The following is a 23366-nucleotide window of genomic DNA, read 5'->3' on the forward strand; positions in this document are numbered from 1 at the left end:
GGTTTTTTCCAAAGGCGCCTTTCGCCATGACTGCGCAGGGCGACGGGGACGCACGGTAGGGGCAAACATCGCCGCCGACCGTGCCTGTCAGCGCGCACGAGATGCGCCTGGTCAGGCCTTCAAGGGCTCACACCGAACGGGTTCGGTGCGGCCATCAAACCGGAGAGGTCAGAGGGGATGGACGAATCAGCAGCGAGGAAAGCGCTGATCGGGGAAGTTCACCGCGTGGCTCCCAAGCTGAACTTGGGTACGGCGACATGTTTCCGACAGGACTTTTTCAATGCAGCCCGCGATTCTAGCGTAAACCCTGAAAAAAGGCGAGACCCCTTTTCGAGCCCGCTTCAGGCACCGGCCCGCACCAGGATGCGCACGTCGCCGAAGCCCACCTGCTGGCCTGCGCGGATCTTGCAGGTCTTGCGCAGTTCGGTCTGACCGTCGACCCGCACCTGGCCCTCGCTGATCAGCACCCGGGCGCTGCCGCCGCTGGGGGCCAGGCCGGTGGCCTTGAGCAAGGCGTCGAGGGCGATGTGTTCGCCGCGCAATTCGAAATCGAGTTCATCCATCGGGCGATTGTCGCCGCGGCCCTCGGCCGACACCGCGGCCCGCGAACAAGGGGGAAGGGATTGCCAGCCGCGGGGCCGCGTGACACCGTTCGGGCCTCCTGGGCTCAGCCCATCACCGACGAACCGGAGGTTCTCCATGTCTTGCTTGTTGCGCAAAGGGATTCTTTGTGTCCTGGCCGTGATGGCCTGGGGCCTGATGACGACGGCGCGGGCCGAGCGCGTCGGCGCGTATCACATCTTTCCGACACCCGACTATCTCGCGCGGACCGGACGCATGCCGCAGGCGGCCAGCGGCGCGATGGAGTACTTCGGCGGCTCGGTGCTGGCCAGCGCCAAGGTGGTCTCGGTGATGTGGGGACCGGACGTCAACCCGACGACGGTGGCGGGCATTCCCGGCTTCTCGGCGGCGATCGTCAACAGCACCTACGTCGATCCGATGTCGCAATACGACACCTTCCTGCGGGCCGTCGACGGCCGGCGCGGCACCAAGCAGCACATCACGCGCGGCCAGTTCCTCGGCCAGGTGCAGATCACGCCGCGCAACGGTTCGTTCACGCTGACCAACGACGACATCTGGAAGGAGATCCGCTACCAGATCAAGGCCGGCGTGCTGCCGCCGCACGACCTGGACACGCTGTACATGATTTACTTCCCGGCCAGCATCACCATCACGCTGGACGGCCTGACCTCGTGCGTGGACTTCGGCGCCTACCACTTCGCGTCCAACGACCTGAAGATGACGCGGGGCAACATCTTCTACGCCGTGGAGCCCGACTGCAACGCCGGGTTCAACTTCATCACCTTCGCCGCGTCGCATGAGTTCGCCGAAGCCACCACCGACAACATCCCGACGCCGGGCTCCAGTCCGGCCTATCCGCAGGCCTGGAACACGGCCGACGGCTACGAGATCGGCGACCTGTGCGGCAGCAGCGGCAAGCTGGTCGCCGGCACCAGCAGCTACGTGGTGTCGCAGTACTACCTCAACACCACGGGCGCCTGCAGCACCGGCAACTACACCAGCCCCTGACCGCGCCGCCCCGGCCGCCGGCCGGGGCCTGAACCGGGCGTCCGGCGCTCAGGGGGACGCCGGCTTCGGGTGGGCGGCGGCCCACTGCTGTACCGCCTTCATCGCGGCGCCGACATGGCCGTCGGGGTTCATGCTGGCATAGCTCGCCAGCACCTTGCCCTGAGGGCTGATCACGTACGAGATGCGGTCGGCGACCGGCAACATCATCAGCCGGGCGTCGTACTGCGTCATCACCTTGCCGCCCGCATCGGCGCCGACCGGGAACTTGCCGCGGCAGGCTTCGGTCGAGAACCGCACCTGGGTGGGCAGGTCGTCGTTGGACAGCCCGATCACGCTGGCCCCCAGCGCGGCGAAGCGCGCGGTCGCGTCGGAGAAATCGTGGGCCTCGACCGTGCAGCCTGCGGTGAAGGACTTCGGATAGAAGTACAGCACCACCGGTCCCTTGACCAGCGCCTGCGACAGCGTGAAGCGGAAGGTCTTGCCGCCGACCGCCGCGTCGACGCTGAAGTCCGGCGCCGCTGCGCCCACCGCCAGCGCGGCGTGCGCAGGCACCGCCACCCACGGCGCCAGGGCCACCATGCCCAGGCGCAGCAGGCGATGCAGGGGGGCGGTCGAACGCGGCGGCAGGCAGGTGGTCATCGGGCGGAGCATAGCCAAACGGCGGCCGGCGCCGGCGCGGCAGGTGGCGAATCCCCTGCGCGCGTCAGGGGCCGGCGGGGTCGGCGAGCGAGCCGGGCGGGCCACCGCGTGTCGGACAAATGCGGACACCGCGTCGCGTGCCGCGCCGACCCGCGGTCGCGGCGGGCGCCGGCTGTCAACGGCCGGGGTTCGGCGCACATTGACCTCTCTGTCGCACCGTGGGGTGTGCCGTCACCGGGAGCCTGCCGTGGCCGCTCTTCTTTGTCTCCGCCCGCAAGCCGATACCGGCTTCGAGCTGCGCTTTCAGTCGCTGTTCCACCAGGGGCGGGCGATGGCCTTTCCCTGCGATGCCGGCGGTCACGTGGATCTGGACGCCTTGAGCGAACACGCACGCGAGAACTATCTCTACGCGCGGGCCGTGATCGGCCGCGAGTACGCCGTGCCGGCGGTGTTGCCCGCGGCGTGACGCGCGCGCCCCGAGCGGTGCCTCAGGTGGCCAGCGCCGGCCGCCGCAGGCCCCACAGCGCTTCGAGGCTGTACAGCGTCAGCGCCACCCAGATCAGCACGAAACCCAGCAGCCGAGAAGGCTGCAGCGGCTCGTGGTACAGCCACACCCCCAGGCCGAACTGGATCGACGGGCTCAGGTACTGCAGCAAGCCCAGCGTGGCCATCGTGACGCGCCGCGCGCCATGGGCGAACAGCAACAGCGGCACGGCGGTCATCGGGCCGGCGGCCATCAGCCACAGCCACAGCGACGGTTCGGCGTGGCTCAGCGTGCCGCCATGCCACGACACCCAGGCCAGCGCCGGCACGGCCAGCGGCGCCAGCCACAGCGTCTCGAGCGCGAAGCCTTCGAGCGCGCCCAGCGGCGCCGTCTTGCGTAGCAGACCGTAGAAGCCGAAGCTGAATGCCAGGCCGAGCGAGATCCACGGCGGCGTGCCGGCACTCCAGGCCAGCCACAGCACGCCGGCTGCGGCCAGCGCGACGGCGGCCCACTGCAAGGGCCGGGGCCGCTCGTGCAGCACCCCCACCCCCAGCAGGACATTGACCAGCGGGTTGATGAAATAGCCCAGGCTGGCTTCGAGCACGTGGCCATGCTGGACCGCCCAGACGTACAGCAGCCAGTTGGTCGACAGCATCGCGGTGCTGGCGCCGAACACCGCGAGCGAGCGGGGCCGGCGCAGGATCTCGCCCAACCATCGCCAGCGCCGCTGCCAGGTCAGCACGCCCAGCACGAAGACCAGCGACCAGACGCTGCGATGCAGCACCATTTCCAGCGTCGGCACCTGGGCCAGGTGGTGGAAATACAAGGGGAACGCGCCCCAGATCACATAGGCCAGGGCGGCCGAGGCAAAGCCAGATTGCATGAGCGCGCCGCAGGGCGGATCGGAAGGGGCGCCGATTGTCGCAGGCGGCTTGCTCAGCCGGGCTGCGGCGGCCAGGGCTGAGGCCACTCCTGCCAGGCGCCTTGCCGGGCCAGCACCTGCCATTCCGGGCCGGGCGGCGCGGCCAGGGTCAGCGTCACGCCGCTGCGCGGGTGAGCCAACTGCAGGCTCAAGGCATGCAGCCACAGGCGGTCCAGCCCCAGGGCCGCGGCCAGCGCGCGGTTGTGCGGGCCCTTGCCGTGGGTGGCGTCACCCAGCAGCGGGTGGCTGACGTGCTTGAGGTGGCGGCGGATCTGGTGCCGGCGGCCCTGCTCGGGCTGCGCCAGCACCAGCGCATGGCGCGTGCGGTCGTGCCGGCTGTCCACCGCCCAGGGCCATTCGACCCGCGCCAGTCGCGTGAGCTCGGTGCTGGCGGGGCGGTGCGGCTGGCCTTGGCTGGGCTGCTCCGGATCGCGCGCCAACGGGTGGTCGATGCGTTGATGCGCCAGCGGCCAGCCCCGCACCAGGCCCAGGTAGCGCTTGTCGACCTGGTTCTGCGCGAAGGCAGCGCCGAGCTGGCGCGCCGCGTCGGCGTGGACGGCGAACACCAGCACGCCCGAGGTGCCGCGGTCCAGCCGGTGCGTCGGCGCGAGGAAGCGCGGCCCGCCGGGACCCAGCTGGCGGCGCAGGCGGGCGAGCGCGGTGTCGCTGTTGTGGGCGTCGAGTGCGCTGGGATGCACCAGCAGGCCGGCGGGTTTATCCACCACCAGCAAGTCGTCGTCGCGGTAGAGAAGGGGCAGCGGGGTGTCGGGGTCCATCGGGTGTGGCGTCGCGGCAGCGTTCTGGCGGGCTGAAAAATCCCTGTCATGTGATCGGCTCAGCATCTGCGCCGGGGCCCGATCCAGGCCCGACGCGCAGGGGGTTTCGATGCCGCAGACGGTTTACCTCGGATTCCGATCCACGTCGGTCACGGTCGTGGCCTGGGCCTTCATTGTGCTGGGCGCGCTGGCGATCCTGCATCCGTTCGCCAGCGGATGGCAGCCCTGGATCGACGCGGCCGGCCGGGTGGCGGCGCTGGGCGTGCTGGCGGTGGCGATCGGACTGTTGCGCCGCCACGAATGGGCGCGGCGCGCCGTCATCGTGCTGGCGGGCCTGGCCATTGCGGCCAGCCTGGGCGGGTTGTGGCTGCAGCCGGCCGTGGTGCACTCGCTGGTGCTGGCCCCGTTGCAGGCCAGCGCCTTGCCGGCGCCGGTCGCGGGGGCGCTGGACGGCGTCGTCACGCTGGTGCGGGTGATGGGCGGCCTGGTGACGCTGCTGCTGTGCGGGTTGCTGGCCGTCTTCATCCACCGCCTGACGTCGCCCCCGGTGCGACAGGAGTTCAGCGCGTGAACAGCTCGCCGTCGCGGTAGACCCAGCGCGGCGGGCCGCCGTCTTCGCCGATGCGCTCGAAGCGGCTCCGCTCGTGCAGCCGGTGCGCGCGGCCGCCCAGCTTGCTCAAGGCGACAAACTCGACCTCGGCGTGGTCGGCATCCAGCACCCGGTGGTGCTTGACGCTCAGCCCCAGCCAGCGCAGGCCGGGCTCGTCGGGCGCCAGCGCGTGCGGCCGGGTGGCGGGGTGCCAGGTGGCGCGCAGGTAATCGGCCAGGCCGAGCACGTAGGCGCTGTAGCGCGAGCGCATCAGCGCTTCGGCGTCGGGGGCCTGGCCTTGCAGCGGACCGTGGTGCCAGCGGCCGCAGCAGGTGCCGTAGGCCAGCAGGGCGGGCGCGCGGTCCGGCGAGACGCGGCCGCAAGGGCAGGGGGCGTGGTCGTCCAGCATCATGGCCGGTATCTTGGCAGAGCGCCGGGCGCCGCGGCGCGGTGGCGGCCGCACGTCGACAATGCACGGCCTCACCGTCGATGCCTTCCCCTCGCCTGACCTGCCATGTCCATCGCCCCTCGCCTGACCTCGATCGCCGCGCCGCCGGACCTGTCGCCCTTGCACCAGGCGGTGCTGCGCGGCCTGGCGCTCGGTGCGGTGCCGCGCGCCCGGACCTGGCTCCACGAGCTGCTGGCCGATCCGGCGGCGCGGCCGGGCGTGACGGCACGGCCGACGCAGGACCAGCTGCGCCTGGCGATGGCCCAGCTCGCCGCCGGGGCGTGGATCGTCGAGGACGCGCGGCGCATCGGCTACTGGACCGTGGCGGCCGAGAAGACGGGCGCGGTCTACGCCGCGTTGCTGGACGCCGAGCCGGCCGAGACCTTGCGCGTGCGCCTGGCCCAGGTCGACCGCTATCCGGCGCAGTTCGGCGCGCGCGACCTGTATCTGCGCCTGCCCAGCGTCGAGGCCGCGGTGGCGCGGCTGCGGCTGGAGTTGCTGAGCGGCGCCTCGCCGCAAGCCTTGCAGGCGTGGCGCGCCCACCTGCCCTGGGGGCTGAACGAGGTCGACGAGTTTCTGGAACTGGTCGCGCAGACTGCCGCCGATCCGCAGCTGATGCCGCGTCTGCACCCCGCGATGCAGGCCCGGCAGCTTGAGACGGCGCTGCAGCTGCGGCTGACGGCCTTCGGCGATCAGCCCGGGTTGATCGAATCGATCGCCGCCTGGCTGGCCGCCCACCCCTCGCCCGACAGCGACCCGCTGCGCTGGCTGTACGCCGAGTACCTGGTGCTGGCCGACCGCGCGGACGAACTGGACGCCGTGCTCGGCCCCGCGCTGGCCCGCGATCCGGCCGACCCGATGGCCGCCGCGCTGCGCCAGGGGCTGGAGGCGGCGGTGCGCGCCTGGCGCGGCGACTGGCCGGGTGCCGAAGCGGCGGGGGACGATGCGCTGGCGCGGCTGCGCAAAGCCAGCGGCAAGCGCCGGCTGCTGCTGTCCTCCTACCAGAGCGCGGCCTGGACGCTGGCGCTGCTGGCCCAGCGCAGCCCGGCGCATCTCGCCAAGGCGCTCAAGTTCAGCCTGGGCGAAGGCGGCAAGCGCGAGCCGGTGCTGGACGGGCCGCACGGCTTCATCGCGCTGGCGATCCGCATGAAGCTGGGCGAGCAGGCGCGCGACATCGGCCCGTTCAAACCCTACCTGGCCCGCGCCGGACACTACTTGTCGCCGCTGGACCCGTGGCGCTGGCTGATGCGGGCCTGGCTGAAAGATGGCCCGCAGGCCGAGCCGCTCTCGGCCCCCGAGGCCGATGCCGCGGGACGGCTCAAGGCCCGGCTCGACGGCGCGGGCCTGGTCGTGCTGGCCCGGCAGCTCGACGCGGCGATGCGGGTGTTGGGCGGCGAATCGGCGCCGCCCGGCTTCTTCGTGCCGGCCGGCCAGGAACGCTGGCAGAGCGCGCTCGCCGCCTTGGCCGCGCTGAGCGACGCGGACCGTCCGGCGGCCAAGGTCGATGGCGGCGAGGGCGCGACGCGCCTGTTGTGGCTGCTGTCGCTGGGGGAGCAGGGCCAGGTGCAGGCGCTGGTGCCGCATGAGCAGAAGCGGGGCGTGCGCGGCTGGAGCAAGCCCAAGGAGGTGCCGCTGTCGCGCCTGCAGAAGACCGCCCAGGCGCTGGCACCACAGGACACCCCGCTGGCGCTCGCGATCCGGCAGGACAGCTATGGCCGCCAGTTGCGCATCGACCTGGCGGCGGCGATGGGCGCGCTGGTCGACCATCCGGCACTGGCCCTGGCGGACCAGCCCGACCAGTTGGTGGCGCTGAGCGAGGCCAGCCCCGAGCTGGAGGTGTTGCGCGAGGGCGAGCGGCTGCGCGTGCGCATGCAGCCGCCGATGCACGTGGCGCGCGACGAGGCCCTGGCGCGCTGGGGCGCCAGCCCGGCCGAGCAGAAGGAGCTCGACGCGCTGCGCCTGGTGACGGTGCTGCGCGACGGCCCGCAGCGCGCGCGGCTGATCCGGCTGAATCCGGCGCAAAAGCGCGCCGCGCAATTGCTGGGGGCCGAGGGGCTGGACATCCCGCAGCAGGGCGCGGCCCAGCTGCAGCAGGTGCTGGCCGGGCTGGGCACCCATTTCCGCATCCAGGCCGACGACGCCGGTGCGGCGCAGGCGGCGCGCGAACGGGTTGCCGAGACCCGGCTGCGGGCCGAGCTGCAGCCGGTGGCCGACGGCTTGCAGCTGCGGCTGGTGGCCTTTCCGTTCGGTGCCGACTACGCGGCCGAGGGCCCGCGCCTGGTGCCGGGCGCCGGGCGCGCCCGGCTGGTGAGCCTGCTGCGCGGCGAGCAGGTGGGCGTGCAGCGCGACCTGGCGCTGGAACGCGAGCGATTGGAGACGGTGCTCGACGCCTGCCCGATGCTGATCGAGCTGCCGCCCGGCGCGCCCTGCGAATGGCAGATCGACGAACCCGAGCAGGCGCTGGCCCTGGTCGAGCGGCTGAACAGCCTGAACGCGGTGGCCGCGCTGGACTGGCCGCAGGGCCGTCCGGTGCGCGTCACCCCTGGGGCGCTGAGCCAGCTGGTGCTGAAGGTGCAGACCCGGCAGGACTGGCTGGGCCTGCAAGGCGAGCTGAAGGTGGACGAGGAACTGGTGGTCAGCCTGCAGCAGCTGCTGGGCTGGGCCGGCACGCACAAGAGCCGCTTCATGCCGCTGGGCGAGGGCCGCTACCTGGCGCTGACCCAGGAGTTGCGCGAGCGCATGGACGACCTGGCGGCGGTGGCCGAATCGCACCAGCAGCGCGGCGGCGCACTGGCCGACCTGCGCGTGCCCAACGTCGCCGCGCCCTGGCTGCAGCAGATCAGCGAGGGCGCGCAAGTCGAGTTCGATGCGGCGTTCTCGCGCCGCCTGCAGGCGCTGGACGACGCGCGCAGCGTCGTGCCGGCGGTGCCCGCCAGCCTGCAGGCCACGCTGCGGCCGTACCAGGAGGAGGGCTTCGAATGGGCGATGCGCCTGGCCCACGCCGGCCTGGGCGCCTGCCTGGCCGACGACATGGGCCTGGGCAAGACGCTGCAGGCGCTGGCCGTGCTGCTGGCGCGCGCCCCGCAGGGCGCGGCCCTGGTGGTGGCGCCCACCTCGCTGCTGGGCAACTGGCGCGCCGAGGCACGGCGCTTCGCGCCCTCGCTGAAGGTGCATCTCTACGCCGAAGGCGGCGCACCGGGCGGGCGCCGCGACGCGCTGGCGGCGATGGGCCGGCAGGACGTGGTGCTGGTGTCCTACCCGATGCTGCTGATCGACGGCGCGGCCTTTGCCGCACGCGAGTGGACGACGCTGGTGCTGGACGAAGCCCAGGCGATCAAGAACGCCGCGGCCAAGCGCAGCCTGGCGGTGTTCGAGTTGCGCGCCGCGTTCCGGCTGGCGCTGTCGGGCACGCCGATCGAGAACCGTCTGGCCGAGCTGTGGAGCGTGATGAACGCCTGCAACCCCGGCCTGCTGGGCAGCGCGCACCGCTTCGGCGAGCGCTTCGTCGCGCTGATCGAACGCCAGAAAGATCGCCACGCCCAGCGCACGCTGCGCCGCCTGATCGCCCCCTTCATCCTGCGCCGTACCAAGGCCCAGGTGCTGGACGACCTGCCGCCGCGCACCGAACTGGTGTTGCGCGTCGCCTGCGACGCGCAGGAGGCCGCGCACTACGAGGCGCTGCGCCGCGAGACACTGATCGAGGCCGAAAAGGCGCTCAACGGCGACGCCGCAGGGCAGGCCCAGCTCAACATCCTGGCCGGCCTGACGCGGCTGCGCCGCGCCGCCTGTGACCCGCGCCTGGTCAGCCCGGCGCTGACGATGCCCGGCGCCAAGGTGCAGGCCTTCGCCGAACTGGCCGCCGAACTGGTGGCCAACGGCCACAAGGCGCTGGTGTTCAGCCAGTTCGTCGATTTCCTGGCCCTGCTGCGCGAGCCGCTGGACGCCGCCGGCATCGCCTACCAATACCTGGACGGCAGCACGCCGGCGAACGAGCGCACCAAACGCGTCGATGCCTTCCAGGCCGGCGAAGGCGACCTGTTCCTGATCAGCCTGAAGGCCGGCGGCTTCGGCCTGAACCTGACGGTGGCCGATTACGTGGTGATCGCCGACCCCTGGTGGAACCCCGCCGCCGAGGACCAGGCCAGCGGCCGCGCCCACCGCATCGGCCAGCAGCGCCCGGTGACGGTCTACCGCCTGGTCCGCGAAGGCACGCTGGAGGAACGCATCATCGCGCTGCACCAGAGCAAACGCGAACTGGCCGACAGCGTGCTCGACGGCATCGACGGCGTGCGCACCGCGCCGGCGCCGGCCGAACTGCTGGCCCTGATGCGCGGCGACGACGCCTTGGCCGCCGAGTTCGACACCCCCTGATAGGAAGCTGCCGATCCTGCGCTAGAATACGCGGCTTCACCCAGTGGACCACGGGTGCACCGAATGCAGGAGAGGTGGCAGAGTGGTCGAATGTACCTGACTCGAAATCAGGCGTACGGTATCCCCGTACCGAGGGTTCGAATCCCTCCCTCTCCGCCACAGATCAGTTCAGCAAGGTCCATCAAAGTCCACTGAACACCTCGAAAAGCCCCGCACTGCGGGGCTTTTCCGTTCAAGGGCGTCCGTCAGCGTCCGTTGACAGCCAGGCGAAACCGGGGGCATTTTGGGGGGCACTGGCTGGGAATGCTGGGGGCATGCTTCCTAAGAGCCGCGCCATCGAGGTTGAACCGTGCCCCTGACCGACACTGCCTGCCGCAATGCCACGTGTGCAGACGCCTGCACGCCGGCAAGCGCGCCGGCGGTTACCGGTCCTGCATGTTCGCCTCGGCCGGCAATGTGGCCCTGATCGCGTCCTTCAGAAGCTGCATGGCGGCGGCCGGAGCATCGGGCCTCCACGTGATGATGAGTTGGTGGGCGATGTCGAAGTGCGGATGGAACTCGTGCTCGCGATCTTTCAACACGTCCTCCTTGCAGATGTAGAACACCGGGCGCCCCAGCCCTTCTGCGAAACCGGCCTCCCAGTAGGCGCCGCGGTTGCCGTGCGTCAGATCGCAGATCAGGAATCGGCTGGTGCGGATCTCAACCCGCATGCGGTTGTCGATCGATCCTGCGGTCTGGTGGCCACCGTTCAAGGTGCGCAGCTCGAAGCCCGCCTGGGCGACGGCCGGCACCAGATGCGAGGTGAACAACGCATCAAGCTCTGGCACGCCAAATTTCATGGCCATGAAGGCATGGCGGCTACCGGCGCCGTCGCGCATCAAGGCCTCGTGGCGTTGCCAGCCGGCGATGGTCAGGGACGCGTTCAGGAACTGCCTACGGTTCCCGAAGATGACCTCGGCCATCTCCCGATACGCGACCAAGCCCATGCGCTGCGCCTCCTGGACAACCCAGCACGCTTGATCGTCGGTTGCAACGCCGAGTCGAGCCTGAATCGATTCAGTGTGCAGCGTGGTCGGCTCGCCAGGCGCGAACTCGGTCGCGAGGAAGTGCACCAGGTTGTCTACGGTCTCCATGGCGGAGGGAAGCGCCGTTCGTTCTGCGAGCGACTGCAGAAGTTCGGTGCTCAATACGGTCCCCTCTTGCACGCGGCGCAGCCCGTAGGCCACGCGGATGCGCTGCTCTTGGCTCAGCGGTGCGCCTCGCAAATCCTGCAGCGTTTCATGAGGCATGACGAAGGGGCCGCAGTTGACGCAGGCAAAGCCGATCGTCCCGACAGCTCTATCGACAACCGGTGCCCCCAGCTCACGTGCGCAGATCGGGCACTGGGTGACGGTGACGGCGTTGGACATGACAAGGGCTCGCTGGCTGTTGGTCCGCGCATTCTGACCCGCCAGGCGCAGGCTTTCCCAGTTCGTGGCGCCGCGTCGAGGTGTGCGGGCGTCTGTACGGGGCAGGCGAGGGCCGGAAGAAGGCACTCCAACTTGAAATGGGCGAGGCGGTGCGCTATCGGCAGCGGCCTTGCGCTGGGGGCATTTATGGGGGCATAGAGTCTGATCGACCTTCAGCAAACCCGCATGAATGCTTGATTTCCTGAGTTCTTATCGATGCCTCCCTCCCGCCAGCAAGTCAGGGCCTTCGCAGTGCGAAGGCCCTTTCTTCTTCCAGGGCCCCTTTGTCAGTCGCCACCTGGGCCAGCAGGACAAGGTCTTCGGCCTGACGGACGTCGTCGGCTGACAGCCTCTCAGCGCAGGGCGGGGCGCGGCGGTGCCCCGCATCCGTCGGCGGGCGATGTTCAGGCTTCGGAGCCCAGTCGCCTCCTCTGCTCGCTCCCATCGATGGGCAGCGACATCATCGCCGGCGGCCGGGTGGCAGGGAGGTCGGACACAGGCTCGCCCTCGCCCTCGCCCTCGCGCCTGCGCTTGCGATGGGATTCGGCCGTCTTGCCGCGGATCTGCGCGCCGGTGACCTCTCGCTCGAACGGGGCAAACGAGAGCGGCCAGGACGATCGTGCTTAAATTCCCCGCGCTGAATGTCCTGCCCTACAGGAAGCCCCGGCCACGTCACGGCGCCGCACGACGGTCACGCTGCGGGGAGTCGGGCCAACGACCAGAATGGAATGCCTGAATGCTGAATCTTCGCTCGCCCTTGCGCGTCGGCGCCTCGCTGGCCGCACTCGCCCTCCTGCTTCCGGCGCTGCCGGCGTCCGCCGAGACGACGCCGCGGGCCGTGCCGCTCGTCATCGACTTCGGGCTCACGCCCGCGCAGATCGCGTCGACCTGCAAAGCGCAACTCATGCTGGCTCGCAAGCGAATCGACGCGATCGTCGACCGCCGTAGCGCGCGCACCTTCGACAGCGTGACGCTGGCGCTGGAGAACGTCGAGGCGGATCTCGGCGACAACCTCGCCGCGCAGACGTTCCTGTTCCAGGTCTCGGGCGACGCGAAGGTGCGCGACGCATCGCAGCGCTGCAACAACGACGTCAGCAGCTTTTACGCGCAGGAGAGCGCGCGACCGGATCTCTATGCCGCGCTCGTGGCGGCCGAAAAGAGCAACACCGCGAAGGGCGCTGCGGCGCACAAGCTGCAAGAGCTCTACCGGGTCGGCGGTCAACGCGCCGGCGCGGGACTCGCGACGCCACAGCGGCGCGAGTTCGTCGCGCTCGAATCGAAGATCAGCAACGAAGAGACCCAATTCGCAGCGAACCTCGCCAACGACACCTCGACCGTCGCCGTCAACGCGGATCAAGCGGCCTTCCTGCCGGCCGACATGCGCACCGCACTCAAGACGAATGCCGACGGAAAGCTGCTCGTTCCCGTGAACGAGAGCACCTACGACAACTTCATGTCCAACGAAAAGGACGCCGAGGCGCGCAAGGCGTTCTACATCGCGTACGCCCGCCGCGGCGGCCAGGCCAACGTCGACCTGCTGCAGACCGCGATCGTCCAGCGCGACCGGGTCGCGGCGCTGCTCGGATACCCGAATTGGTCCGCCTACGTCGCCGCCGACCGGATGGCGCAGACGCCGCAGCGCATCGCCTCGTTCCTGCACAAGCTCGACGACGCGCTGCTGCCCAGTGCGCGCCAGCAGCGCGACGACTTGGCGGCCGCCAAGGGGGCACCGCTCGACCCGTGGGATGTCCTGTTCTACGCCAACCAGGTCAAGAAGTCGAAATACAGCGTCGACCGCGACGTGGTCAAGCAATACTTCCCGGCCCCGCACGTGATCGAAGCCGTGCTCGGTATCTATTCCAAGATGCTGGGCCTGACCTTCACGCTCGCGCCGGACGCACCGAAGTGGCATCCCGATGTCGTCGCCTACAACGTGACCGACACGAAGACCGGTGCCATGCGCGGTACGTTCTATCTGGACCTCTATCCGCGGCCGGGCAAGTTCGACCACTTCGAGAACGCCGGCCCGACCGCCCGCCGCACCCTGCCCGACGGCACGGTACGGCCCGTCGTCAACTCGATCCTGGGCAACTGGCCGCTGCCGGCCGCAGGCAAACCGTCGCTCCTGTCGCACGGCGATGTGATCACCTTCTTCCACGAGTTCGGCCACAACGTCGCCGCGCTGTGCTCCGACACGCCGTACGAATCCCTCAATTCGGGCTTCCGGCTCGACTTCGTCGAAGCACCCTCGCAGATGCTCGAGAACTTCGTCTGGGATCCGATGGTGCTCAAGCAGATCTCGTCCCAGGTCGACACGGGCGCGCCGCTGCCCGACGACCTGATCGCGAAGATGATCGCCGCGCGCCACTACAACGAGGCCTACGACACCGTCCGCCAGGTCTTCTATGCCACGGTCGACCAGCGCTACCACACGCTGCCGCCGCCGGTGGACACCACCGCGGTCTGGAAGACGTCGCTGACCGAACTGACCCCCAGCGATTTCGTCAACGGCACGATGCCGCAGGCAGGCTTCGGCCACCTGATGAACGGCTACGAAGCCGGCTACTACGGCTACCTCTGGTCGCTCGTCTACGCGCAGGACATCTTCACGGTGTTCCAGGCCGGCGGACTCGAGAACCCTGCGATCGGTGCGCGCTACCGTGCCGACATCCTGGCCCCCGCTCGTTTGAACGAGCCGGATGAGGAACTGCGCGCCTTCCTCGGTCGCGCGCCCTCGCCCGAGCCGTTCTACCGCGAACTCGGGATCGCCCCGCCGAAGTGATGCCGCTTATCCGCCTTCGGTGAACTCCCCCTTGGCGTGATCGCGCACCTCGCCCTGACGCGCCGATGTCGGCGCCCATCCCCATGCAGAACCCGACTCGACGCCGCCTACTTCGACAAGCCGCCCGCGCCACGGGGCTGAGCCTGCTGCCCTTGAGCGTGCAGCGTGCGCTGGCACGGGCGCCTGCTCCGCTGGCCTCGCTGAAGGACATCCAGCATGTGGTCCTGCTGATGCAGGAGAACCGCTCTTTCGATCACTACTTCGGCACCCTGGCCGGCGTGCGTGGCTTTGATGATCCGGCGGCGATGAGACTGCCGAATGGCAACTCGGTCTTCCTGCAGCCCGATCCGAAGAACCCGAGCGGTCATCTGTTGCCCTTCCACCTCGACACCCGCAGGACCAGCGCGCAGAAGATCCCGTCCACCGACCACAGTTGGGAGGTGCAGCACGAGGCCTGGAACCACGGACGGATGGACAACTGGGTGCCCGCGCACCGCAAGGCCGAAGGAGCGAACGGACCGTACACCATGGGGTACTACCGGCGCGCGGACATCCCGTTCCATTTCGCGCTGGCCGAGGCCTTCACGATCTGCGATGCCTACCATTGCTCCGTGCTCGGCCCCACCTGGCCGAACCGGATGTATTGGATGACCGGCACCATCGATCCCGACGGTGAGCATGGCGGGCCCGTCACCCGCAACAAGATGCCGCCCGGCGGCTTCACCTGGACCACCTACGCGGAGCGGTTGGAGGCGGCCGGCGTGAGCTGGAAGGTCTACCAGCAGCAAGACAACTACGGAACCAACGTGCTGGAGTACTTCAAGCAGTTCCGCGATGCTCCCACGGATTCGCCGCTCCACCGCAAGGGCATGGTGCGCGGCCCCGAGGGTCAGTTTGAGGCGGACGCGTACAACGATCGCCTGCCCGCCGTCTCGTGGATCATGCCCGCCAGTACCGAGTCGGAGCACCCCGACTACACCCCCGCAGACGGCGCCGCGTTCATCGCCAGCAAGATCGAGGCGCTGGCAGCCAACCCCAAGGTCTGGGAAAAGACCGTGTTCATCCTGACCTACGACGAGAACGACGGCTTGTTCGACCATGTGGCGCCGCCCACGCCTCCGACGGGCACACCGCATGAGTTCGTCCGGGGGGCGCCGGTGGGCGCTGGCTTTCGTGTGCCGGCCATCATCGTTTCGCCCTGGACCGCGGGCGGCTGGGTCTGCAGCCAGGCCTTCGACCACACGTCCGTGCTGCGATTCCTGGAGCAGTTCACCGGTGTGAAGGAAAGCAATATCAGCGCCTGGCGGCGCGAGACCTTCGGCGATCTGACGGCGGTGTTCCGATTTGCCGACCGCAAGGCCGGTGCCCCGGCCTTGCCCGACGCGCACGCCGAACAGGCCGCCGTGCGCAAAGCGTCTGCCACGCTGCCGAAGCCGGCGCTACCCGGCGCGGAGCAGTTCGCACCGGGACAGGAAAAGGGAACGCGCAAGCGCATCGGTTGATGCGCTTGGGGTTTGGTGCGTCGGGTTGACTTTTATTGGTATTTTAGTGGTATTATTATGATCTTCCGCCCGATCGCAGCAAGGCCGTTGGCGGCGTTTCAGCAAAGGGCAAGGATGAATCAGCAATCCTCGGAGAAGGGCTCATGACCCAGGGCGGCATCTTCGAATTCAAACCCGATTCGCACGACAGTTCGCCGCTCTACTTGCAGCTGTCACGCAAGTTGGAGCAATGCATTCGCGAGGGTCACTACAAGCCCGACGAAGCGCTGCCTTCGGAGCGCGTCCTGGCCGAATCCCTGAACTTGTCCCGGGTCACCACGCGCGCAGCCATCAATCAGCTGGTCGAGCAGGGGTTGATCATTCGCCGGCAGGGGTCGGGCAGCTACATCGCCCCGCGCTTCGAGCAACCCTTGTCGCATCTGACGAGCTTCTCGGAGGAACTGCGGCGTCGGGGCTACACGCCGTCGTCGCGCTGGGTGCATCGCCAGATCGTTCTCGCGACGATCGACGAGCAGATGAGCCTGGGGCTTCCCTCGGGTGGCAAGGTGGCGCGGCTGGAGCGCTTGCGCCTGGCCGACGACGTCGTCATGGCCCTCGAGGTCAGCGCGCTGCCGCAGCACATCCTGCCGAACCCGGCCGCGGTCGAGGGTTCGCTGTACGAATACCTGAGCCTCAGCCATCACGCCCCGGTCCGCGCGTTGCAGCACATCCGTGCGCTCAATGCGCAGCCTCGGCTGGCGGAGCAGCTGGGCATCCCCGAGCGGCAGGCCGTGCTGTTCATCACGCGCATCGGCTACCTGGAATCGGGGCAGGCGGTGGAACTCACGCATTCGTATTGCCGGAGCGACTACTACGACTTCGTCGCCGAAATGAGGCGCGACGGATGAGCCGGATCGCGGGCTGCATCCTGACGCCGCGAGGCTTCCTGCGAGGCTTCCTCGAGTGCGACGAGAACGGACGCATCGCCGACTTGCGCGGCGAGCCGGTGGACGAGGCGGAGGTCCGGGATCGGGGTGAGCCCCTGTTGCTGCCGGGTTTCATCGACCTGCACGTCCATGGGGGTGGCGGCGCCGACGTGATGGATGGCGGCGATGCGCTGACACGGGTTGCCGAGTTGCACGCGCGGCATGGAACGACCGCCATGCTGGCGACCACGATGACGGCGCCGGTGGCCGACCTGGACGCGGCCTTTGCCGGCATGCGGGTCGCCGGCGCCGGTCGGAGTCCGAGGGGTGCGCGGGTCCTGGGCGTGCATCTCGAAGGTCCTTACATCAGCAAGAACAGGCTCGGCGCGCAACCCGATTTCACCCGGTCGATCTCGATGAGCGACCTGCTGCGCTGGCATGCCCAGTTCCCGGTCAAGCTGGTCACGCTCGCGCCCGAAGTGCCGGGCAACATGGAGGCCATCATGTCGCTGAGTGCGGCAGGCTTCCGGGTGCAGATCGGCCATACCGCCGGCACCTACGAAGAAGGACGACAGGCGCTGTCGATGGGCGCGGCGGGCTTCACGCATCTGTTCAATGCGATGACCGGCTTGCAGCATCGGGAGCCGGGAATGGTCGGCGCGGCGCTGGCCCATGCACGTCATGCCGAGATCATCCCGGACCTGCTGCATGTGCATCCGGGCGCCATCCGCGTCGCGCTGCGTTCGATTCCAGGCTTGTACTGCGTGACCGATTCCACCGCCGCCGCGGGCATGCCCGACGGCGAATACCGATTGGGCCGCCACAGCGTCACCAAGTGCCTGGGCGGCGTGCGCCTGGCGGACGGCACGCTGGCGGGATCGACGCTGACGATGGACCAGGCGTTGCGCAATCTGGTCGATCACCTGGGGCTGTCGCTCAGCGAAGCGTCGGGACGCGTATCGACTCATGCGGCCGACTACCTCGGCTTGGGCGATCGTGGCCGCCTGGTTGCCGGCGCCTGGGGTGATGTGGTGCTGCTGGACCGCGACCTGAAACTGATCGACGTCTGGATCGAAGGGAGATCGATTGAAAACGAGAATGCTCGTTGAGGCCTGCGAGGCCGCTGATGCGGTCGCTGCGCAGCTGGCGCACGACGTCCGCGAGTACGGCGATTTCGGCACCTTTCTGCGAGACAGCGACCCCGGCGCGATGCTCACCGTGGCGCGCGGCAGCTCGGACCATGCGGCGCATTTCATGGCCTACCTGATCATGGCGCGGCTGGGGCGGCTGGTGACCTCGCTGCCGATGTCGCTGGTGACGCTTTACCAGTCCCGGATCCGTTGTCAGGGGCTGGTGTCGATGGCGTTTTCCCAGTCCGGACAAAGCCCGGATCTGGTGGCGCCCCTGCGCTATTTCACGCAAAGCGGCGCATGCACCGCCGCCTTCGTGAACGACCCGGGCTCGCCGCTGGCGGGTGCGGCGCAATGGGTGTTCCCGCTGCACGCGGGGGCGGAGACCAGCGTCGCCGCCACCAAGAGCTTCATTGCCCAGATGGTCGCGGGGGCGCGCGTGGTCGCTGCATGGCAGCAGGACCCGGCGCTCCACGCGGCCTTGCTGGCGCTGCCGGACACCCTGGCGAGGGCGGCCCGGGCCGATTGGTCGGCGGCGGTGGACACGCTGCGCCCGGTCGACCGTCTGTTCGTGATCGGCCGCGGCACCGGCTTGCCGGTGGCGATGGAGGCGGCGCTGAAGTTCAAGGAGACCTGCGGCATCCAGGCCGAAGCCTTTTCGGCCGCCGAGGTCAAGCATGGGCCCATGGCGTTGATCGAACCGGGCTACCCCTTGCTGGTTTTCGCGCCGCGCGGCCCGGCGCAGGCGGGCTTGCTTGCGCTGGCCGAGGAAATGCGCGTCCGCGGGGCCCAGGTTCTGCTGGCGGCGCCTGCCGGGACGGTCGGTGCGAATCTGCCCATCGTGGAAGCGGCTGCGGCCGATTTGGACCCGATTTCGGTGGTCCAGAGCTTCTACCCGATGGTCGAGTCGCTGTCTCGCGCCCGCGGGATGAATCCGGACCAGCCTCGACACCTCGCCAAGGTGACGCGGACGCAATAGGGATAAATCCCAACGGGCGATCGGCGGAACTGGCTTGTCAACGACAGGCAGTGGTAGCATAGTGGCATCTTCTGGTATTTTTAGTGGTATGTAACTTCTACATACTGCCTTTCGCCCTATCGAAGCCCCTGCATACCGGCAGGCCAGGCTGGGGCGCAAGGCGGGATGGCGGGTTGTTGCTGCCGGTCGTCGCTGGCCCCCTCTGAAACGTCGAAAAAGGAATCTATGAAGTTCAACCGCACGCCGGTCGCCACTGCGGTCGGGCTGAGTCTTCTGGGCGTCACGCTTCCCGTCCTGGCGCAGCAGGCCACCGTTCAGGGGGCGCCGGACACCCCGGTCGCGGACACGATCGTCGTCACCGGCATCCGCTCCAGCATCGAGAGCTCGATCGCCGCCAAGAAGAACGCCGATTCGATCGTGGAAGTGGTCACCGCAGAGGACATCGGCAAATTGCCGGACACGAGCATTGCCGAATCGCTGGCGCGACTGCCTGGCCTCGCGGCGCAACGTGTCGACGGGCGGGCTCAGGTGCTCTCCATCCGGGGCATGCCACCGAGTTTTGCGGTGACGCTGCTCAATGGTCGCGAGATGGTGAGCACCGGCGACGATCGATCCTTCGAATACGATCAGTTCCCGTCGGAACTGGTGAGTGCCGCCACCGTCTACAAGACGCCGGATGCCTCTCTGGGCACCCAGGGTCTCGCGGGCACGGTGAACCTGCAAACGGTGCATCCGCTCGACTACGCCACCCGACAAGTCAATCTGAACGCACGGGTGGAAAGAAACTCCCTGGGCAACATCGTCCCCGGGAGCGACAGCGTCGGCAACCGCCTGAGCGTCTCGTACATCGACCAATTCGCCAATCACACCATTGGCGTGGCGGTGGGGCTTGCGCGCCTGAACAGTCCGAGCCAGCAGCAGTACATGAACCCCTGGGATTTCGGGTCGGGCGCCTACCTCAGCAATTGCTGTGGTGCGGTCAATGGCCTTCCCGATGGAACCTATGCGTTTGACGGACTGGAGGCGGGGGTCGCGTCCACGCAGGCGGTGCGTGACGGCCTGATGGCCGTGATCGAATACAAGCCCAGCAAGGATTTCCACAGCCAGATTGATCTTTTCTCGTCCAGGTTCGCGCAGCGAATGAATGGCCGGGAGTTGGTGGCCTACTGGAATAACTGGTCAAACGGCACCACGCCGAACTGGGCTCCGCTGGCCAACTCGAATTACGGCGGCGCCATCACCAATCTCACCCCGTTTGTCACCATGCGCCAGGACAACCGGGACGACAAGGTCGACGCCATCGGCTGGAACACCGAGACCCGGTTGGACAAGTGGAAGCTCACGACCGATCTGGCCTATTCGCGCGCCCGGCGCCATGAATTTGTCGGTGAGGCCTACGCGACGAGCGATACGCCGACGTCCCTGAACGTCGGCTTCGCCCCCGACTTTTCTCATTTTGGAACGCTCACATCGCCTTTCGACTACGGCAATGCAAGCAACTTCCAGCTGAGTTCGGCATGGTGGGGCGGCGGCGGTTATGGCTCCGCCGTGGATGTCAACGACGAGATGAAGTCCATTCGTCTGTCTGGCGAGCGCGATCTCGACTGGGGTGCGATCAACAGCGTGGAGGCGGGGCTCATCTACTCCGATCGCGCCAAAACGCTGAATGATGTGGGCACCAGCTACAACCTGAACAACACCAGCAGTTGCAGTGTGGGTGTCTGTACCTCGATTCCGCCCGGCATCTTGCAGGCACCCGTGAATCTCGGTTTTGTTGGCATTCCCAGCATGATCAGCTTCAATGTCTTGAACGCCTTCAACAGCGGCGCCTACAGCACGGCCGGTCCAGATTCGCTGAGTCCCGCATGGAATTGGGGGGTGGATGAGAAGGTGACCACCGCCTTCGCCAAGTTCAATTTGGATTTCCAGGCGGGCATCCCGGTCCATGGCAATCTGGGGCTGCAGATCGTGAATGCGCGACAGAGCGCGACCGGCCTTTACAACGACAACAATGGCGGCTTGACGCCGTCCGGCGGCGGCACCAGCTACACCGATGTCCTGCCCAGCCTGAACTTGATCGGCGACCTCGGTGCGCAAACCGTCCTGCGCGTGGGCCTGGCAAAGCAGGTTGCAAGGCCCAACATGGTGGACATGCGCGCCGGCTGGACCGCATCGGTGGATCAAACCTCCCGGACCTGGTCTGGCAGCGGCGGAAATCCGGAACTCAAGCCGTGGCGGGCCAACGCCCTCGATATTTCCTTGGAAAAATATTTCGCCAAGGATACTTACGCGGCCGTCGCGGCGTTTGACAAGCAGATCACGTCGGGCATTTACACCCAAGACGTTCAATACAACTTCGCCAAGTTCACCAACCCGACGGCCATCATTCCGGTCAGCGACATCGGCACCATGACGACGCCGACCAACAGCGAAGGGGGCTATGTTCGCGGCTTGGAACTCAGCGGATCGCTGGGCGCCAGACTGCTGAACAAGGCGCTGGATGGGTTCGGCTTGCAGGCCAGCTACGCGCGAACCATCAGCAACCTGCCCGGAACCGACATCAACGGCCTGCCCACCAGCACGCCGCTGGACGGCTTGTCGGGTTCGGTCTGGGATCTGGCTGCGTACTATGACAAGAATGGCTTCCAGGTCCGCATTGCGCAACGCGATCGATCGGGTTTCTCCGCCACACGACACGATGCCTTCAAGTTCGTCATGGACACGATCCGGCCGGAAAAGATCACCGATTTCCAGATCGGTTATGAAATGCAAGCGGGTCGCTACAAGGGTCTGGGTGTTTTGCTGCAGGTGAACAATCTGTTTGATACGCCTTATGTGACGACCCAGACGGTGGACGGCATCACCGCGCTGAAGGAATTCCATCGGTACGGCCGGCAACTGCTGCTGGGCTTGAGCTACAAGCTGTAAGACGCCACGCCAAGCCTTCGTCGCATCGAGGCGCCGGGGATCTGATCACGCAAGGATCGCATGACATCGTTGAAAATCTGGTTGGGTGCGGCGTTGGTGGGCTTCAGTCTGGGGCAGGCCTTGGCCGCCGAGGCGGACGCCGCCAAAATGGATTGGCCCAATCTGGCCGCCTATCGCCATGCCGACGCTCAAGCGGGCTTGCCTGCCGAGGGTGAGCAGCGCGTGATCTTCATGGGCGACTCGATTACCGAGTTCTGGACCAAGTCCTATTTCAACCAGACCCGGATCAACCGCGGCATCAGCGGCCAGACCTCGCCGCAGATGCTTCTGCGCTTCCGCTCGGACGTGATCGCTCTGCACCCCCGGGTGGTGGTCATTTTGGCGGGGACGAACGACATCGCCGGCAATACCGGTGTGGCAACGAACGACATGATCCTGGGCAATATCGAGTCCATGGTCGAGCTGGCGCGCGTGCACGGTATCAAGGTGGTGTTGTGTTCCGTCCTGCCGGCGGCCGGTTTCTACTGGAACGTGGCGGTGCACCCTGCACCCCAGATTGCCGCGTTGAACCGGTCGCTGCAGGCCTACGCCCAGAGCGAGCATCTGATTTACGTGGACTACTACGCGGCCCTGGTGGATGAGCACCTCGGTCTGAACAAAGCCTACTCTGAAGATGGCGTGCATCCGAACGAGGCTGGTTACAAGGTCATGATCGCGCTGGTCGACAAGGCGATCGCCGCGGCCATCGAGGGCCCATGAAGCCCGCGCAGCGTTCACAGGCCATCGACGTCATGCGCGGGCTCACGCTCGCGCTGATGATCGTCGTCAACATGTCGATCAGCGAGGAGAAGTCGTACGCGCCGCTGCTCCACGCTGCCTGGAACGGGCTGACCCTGACCGATCTGGTGTTCCCCAGCTTTCTGTTCGTGGTCGGCGCCGCCATGAGTTTCACGCTGGAGAAATACCAGAGCCTGGGCGATGCGGCCGTGCTGCGCAAGGTCCTCACTCGCACCGCGCTGATATTTCTCTGCGGCTATCTTCTGTATTGGTTTCCGTTCTTCGGAATGGACAAGACTGGAAGCCTGTTCCTGTTGCCGCTGGAGACGACGCGCATCATGGGCGTGCTGCAGCGTGTCGCGCTGTGCTACGGCTGCGCGTCGCTGATCCTGCATTACGGCAAGGTCACGGGATCGGTCGTCTTCAGCGTCGCGGCCCTGCTGGGGTATGCGTGGATGCTTGCCGGGCTGGGCGATCTGAGCATGGCCGGCAATGCCGAGATCAAGCTCGACCGCCTGATCCTGGGCGAGGCGCACATGTACCACGGCGAAGGCATGGCCTTCGACCCGGAAGGCATCCTCAGCACCTTGCCCGCGGTCGTGAACGTGTTGGCGGGCTACTTCGCCGGGCGTCTGGCCCGCACGAAGGGCCCCGGTTTCGAGACCATCGCCAAGCTGATGATGGCCGGCACGGTCTGCGTCGCGGTGGCGCTTTGCTGGACCGGCTTCCTGCCGTTCAACAAGAAGCTGTGGACCAGCTCCTACGCGCTGTGCACCATCGGCATCGATCTCTTCGTGCTGGCCTGGCTGGTCTACGTCATCGATTTTCGGAAGATCACCCACTGGACCTACTTCTTCCAGGTGTTCGGCAAGAACACCTTGTTCATCTACCTGCTCAGCGAAGTGCTCCAGACCATCCTCTGGTCCACTCATGTCGGTACGCAGGCCTTGTTCGAGTGGATCTACTCGAACGCGTTTCAGTGGTGGGCCGGAGACAAACCCGGCTCGCTGGTCTTCGCTCTGGCGTTCATGCTCTCGTGCTGGCTCGTGGGCTACGCGTTGGACAAGAAGCGCATCTACATCAAGCTCTAGGGAAT

18 protein-coding genes and 1 tRNA gene are annotated in these 23366 nt (G+C 67.7%); 13 read left to right on the forward strand and 6 right to left on the reverse strand.

The features are described 5' to 3' along the window. Positions 1-341 precede the first annotated feature (341 nt). Entirely contained in the window at positions 342-563 is a 222-nt protein-coding gene (locus AC0N04_RS10540; protein WP_474281302.1) for an RNA-binding S4 domain-containing protein, read from the reverse strand. A 136-nt stretch (positions 564-699) separates the two neighbouring features. Between AC0N04_RS10540 and AC0N04_RS10545 the strand changes: the two genes are divergently transcribed. Beyond that, positions 700-1590 (forward strand): hypothetical protein, encoded by an 891-nt coding sequence (locus tag AC0N04_RS10545; protein WP_474281305.1) that lies wholly within the window; start codon positions 700-702, stop codon positions 1588-1590. A gap of 48 nt (positions 1591-1638) precedes the next feature. On the opposite strand, the gene AC0N04_RS10550 is transcribed toward AC0N04_RS10545, so the two are convergent. Continuing rightward, positions 1639-2169, reverse strand: a complete 531-nt coding sequence (locus AC0N04_RS10550; protein WP_474282043.1) for a peroxiredoxin — start codon at positions 2167-2169, stop codon at positions 1639-1641. A gap of 307 nt (positions 2170-2476) precedes the next feature. Between AC0N04_RS10550 and AC0N04_RS10555 the strand changes: the two genes are divergently transcribed. Further along, positions 2477-2695 carry a hypothetical protein gene (locus AC0N04_RS10555; protein ID WP_474281307.1) on the forward strand — a complete coding sequence of 73 codons (219 nt, stop codon included), beginning with the start codon at positions 2477-2479 and terminating at the stop codon, positions 2693-2695. Positions 2696-2717: 22 nt separating this feature from the next. On the opposite strand, the gene rarD is transcribed toward AC0N04_RS10555, so the two are convergent. Both rarD and AC0N04_RS10565 read right to left on the reverse strand, forming a co-directional pair. After that, positions 2718-3596: an EamA family transporter RarD gene (rarD, locus tag AC0N04_RS10560; protein WP_474281309.1), complete on the reverse strand. Its 879-nt coding sequence runs from the start codon at positions 3594-3596 to the stop codon at positions 2718-2720. Positions 3597-3649: 53 nt separating this feature from the next. Continuing rightward, positions 3650-4411, reverse strand: coding sequence for a pseudouridine synthase (locus tag AC0N04_RS10565; protein ID WP_474281311.1), 762 nt, complete (start codon positions 4409-4411; stop codon positions 3650-3652). Positions 4412-4520: 109 nt separating this feature from the next. Between AC0N04_RS10565 and AC0N04_RS10570 the strand changes: the two genes are divergently transcribed. Then, positions 4521-4982: a hypothetical protein gene (locus AC0N04_RS10570; RefSeq protein ID WP_474281313.1), complete on the forward strand. Its 462-nt coding sequence runs from the start codon at positions 4521-4523 to the stop codon at positions 4980-4982. Here AC0N04_RS10570 and AC0N04_RS10575 read toward each other — a convergent pair. Then, a complete protein-coding gene (locus AC0N04_RS10575) occupies positions 4972-5412 on the reverse strand; it encodes a YchJ family protein (RefSeq protein WP_474281315.1) in 441 nt (146 codons plus the stop codon). The two genes, AC0N04_RS10570 and AC0N04_RS10575, sit on opposite strands and share 11 nt — an antisense overlap. A gap of 102 nt (positions 5413-5514) precedes the next feature. Between AC0N04_RS10575 and AC0N04_RS10580 the strand changes: the two genes are divergently transcribed. Continuing rightward, positions 5515-9819 carry a DEAD/DEAH box helicase gene (locus AC0N04_RS10580; RefSeq protein WP_474281317.1) on the forward strand — a complete coding sequence of 1435 codons (4305 nt, stop codon included), beginning with the start codon at positions 5515-5517 and terminating at the stop codon, positions 9817-9819. A gap of 68 nt (positions 9820-9887) precedes the next feature. Further along, positions 9888-9978, forward strand: a tRNA-Ser gene (locus AC0N04_RS10585). A gap of 263 nt (positions 9979-10241) precedes the next feature. Here the strand turns inward: AC0N04_RS10585 and AC0N04_RS10590 are convergent. Then, positions 10242-11228: a hypothetical protein gene (locus AC0N04_RS10590; protein ID WP_474281319.1), complete on the reverse strand. Its 987-nt coding sequence runs from the start codon at positions 11226-11228 to the stop codon at positions 10242-10244. Between the two features lie 775 nt (positions 11229-12003). On the opposite strand from AC0N04_RS10590, the gene AC0N04_RS10595 reads away from it, so the two are divergent. From AC0N04_RS10595 to AC0N04_RS10630, 8 genes are all read left to right on the forward strand, one after another. Next, positions 12004-14049 (forward strand): M3 family metallopeptidase, encoded by a 2046-nt coding sequence (locus AC0N04_RS10595; protein WP_474281321.1) that lies wholly within the window; start codon positions 12004-12006, stop codon positions 14047-14049. 83 nt (positions 14050-14132) lie between these two features. Continuing rightward, complete coding sequence (locus AC0N04_RS10600) at positions 14133-15551, forward strand: phosphocholine-specific phospholipase C (RefSeq protein WP_474282045.1); 1419 nt, start codon at positions 14133-14135, stop codon at positions 15549-15551. A 143-nt stretch (positions 15552-15694) separates the two neighbouring features. Then, a complete protein-coding gene (locus AC0N04_RS10605; protein ID WP_474281323.1) occupies positions 15695-16438 on the forward strand; it encodes a GntR family transcriptional regulator in 744 nt (247 codons plus the stop codon). Then, complete coding sequence (gene nagA / locus AC0N04_RS10610; protein ID WP_474281325.1) at positions 16435-17565, forward strand: N-acetylglucosamine-6-phosphate deacetylase; 1131 nt, start codon at positions 16435-16437, stop codon at positions 17563-17565. The genes AC0N04_RS10605 and nagA overlap by 4 nt, the downstream gene beginning before the upstream one ends. Then, positions 17555-18565, forward strand: a complete 1011-nt coding sequence (locus AC0N04_RS10615) for an SIS domain-containing protein (RefSeq protein ID WP_474281327.1) — start codon at positions 17555-17557, stop codon at positions 18563-18565. The genes nagA and AC0N04_RS10615 overlap by 11 nt, the downstream gene beginning before the upstream one ends. A 225-nt stretch (positions 18566-18790) precedes the next feature. After that, complete coding sequence (locus tag AC0N04_RS10620; protein ID WP_474281329.1) at positions 18791-21493, forward strand: TonB-dependent receptor; 2703 nt, start codon at positions 18791-18793, stop codon at positions 21491-21493. 60 nt (positions 21494-21553) lie between these two features. After that, complete coding sequence (locus tag AC0N04_RS10625) at positions 21554-22252, forward strand: SGNH/GDSL hydrolase family protein (RefSeq protein WP_474281331.1); 699 nt, start codon at positions 21554-21556, stop codon at positions 22250-22252. Beyond that, positions 22249-23361, forward strand: a complete 1113-nt coding sequence (locus AC0N04_RS10630; RefSeq protein ID WP_474281333.1) for an acyltransferase family protein — start codon at positions 22249-22251, stop codon at positions 23359-23361. Before AC0N04_RS10625 ends, AC0N04_RS10630 begins: the two co-directional genes overlap by 4 nt. Positions 23362-23366: the final 5 nt, after the last annotated feature.

The organism is Ideonella sp. sgz306126 (assembly GCF_056032705.1).

What these genes read in the sequence shown, in the direction of transcription:
- AC0N04_RS10540 (WP_474281302.1), bottom strand. Translation starts at nt 563, where the DNA reads ATGGATGAACTCGATTTCGAATTGCGCGGCGAACACATCGCCCTCGAC.
- AC0N04_RS10545 (WP_474281305.1), top strand. Translation starts at nt 700, where the DNA reads ATGTCTTGCTTGTTGCGCAAAGGGATTCTTTGTGTCCTGGCCGTGATG.
- AC0N04_RS10550 (WP_474282043.1), bottom strand. Translation starts at nt 2,169, where the DNA reads ATGGTGGCCCTGGCGCCGTGGGTGGCGGTGCCTGCGCACGCCGCGCTG.
- rarD (WP_474281309.1), bottom strand. Translation starts at nt 3,596, where the DNA reads ATGCAATCTGGCTTTGCCTCGGCCGCCCTGGCCTATGTGATCTGGGGC.
- AC0N04_RS10565 (WP_474281311.1), bottom strand. Translation starts at nt 4,411, where the DNA reads ATGGACCCCGACACCCCGCTGCCCCTTCTCTACCGCGACGACGACTTG.
- AC0N04_RS10570 (WP_474281313.1), top strand. Translation starts at nt 4,521, where the DNA reads ATGCCGCAGACGGTTTACCTCGGATTCCGATCCACGTCGGTCACGGTC.
- AC0N04_RS10575 (WP_474281315.1), bottom strand. Translation starts at nt 5,412, where the DNA reads ATGATGCTGGACGACCACGCCCCCTGCCCTTGCGGCCGCGTCTCGCCG.
- AC0N04_RS10580 (WP_474281317.1), top strand. Translation starts at nt 5,515, where the DNA reads ATGTCCATCGCCCCTCGCCTGACCTCGATCGCCGCGCCGCCGGACCTG.
- AC0N04_RS10590 (WP_474281319.1), bottom strand. Translation starts at nt 11,228, where the DNA reads ATGTCCAACGCCGTCACCGTCACCCAGTGCCCGATCTGCGCACGTGAG.
- AC0N04_RS10595 (WP_474281321.1), top strand. Translation starts at nt 12,004, where the DNA reads ATGCTGAATCTTCGCTCGCCCTTGCGCGTCGGCGCCTCGCTGGCCGCA.
- AC0N04_RS10600 (WP_474282045.1), top strand. Translation starts at nt 14,133, where the DNA reads ATGCAGAACCCGACTCGACGCCGCCTACTTCGACAAGCCGCCCGCGCC.
- AC0N04_RS10605 (WP_474281323.1), top strand. Translation starts at nt 15,695, where the DNA reads ATGACCCAGGGCGGCATCTTCGAATTCAAACCCGATTCGCACGACAGT.
- nagA (WP_474281325.1), top strand. Translation starts at nt 16,435, where the DNA reads ATGAGCCGGATCGCGGGCTGCATCCTGACGCCGCGAGGCTTCCTGCGA.
- AC0N04_RS10615 (WP_474281327.1), top strand. Translation starts at nt 17,555, where the DNA reads ATGCTCGTTGAGGCCTGCGAGGCCGCTGATGCGGTCGCTGCGCAGCTG.
- AC0N04_RS10620 (WP_474281329.1), top strand. Translation starts at nt 18,791, where the DNA reads ATGAAGTTCAACCGCACGCCGGTCGCCACTGCGGTCGGGCTGAGTCTT.
- AC0N04_RS10625 (WP_474281331.1), top strand. Translation starts at nt 21,554, where the DNA reads ATGACATCGTTGAAAATCTGGTTGGGTGCGGCGTTGGTGGGCTTCAGT.
- AC0N04_RS10630 (WP_474281333.1), top strand. Translation starts at nt 22,249, where the DNA reads ATGAAGCCCGCGCAGCGTTCACAGGCCATCGACGTCATGCGCGGGCTC.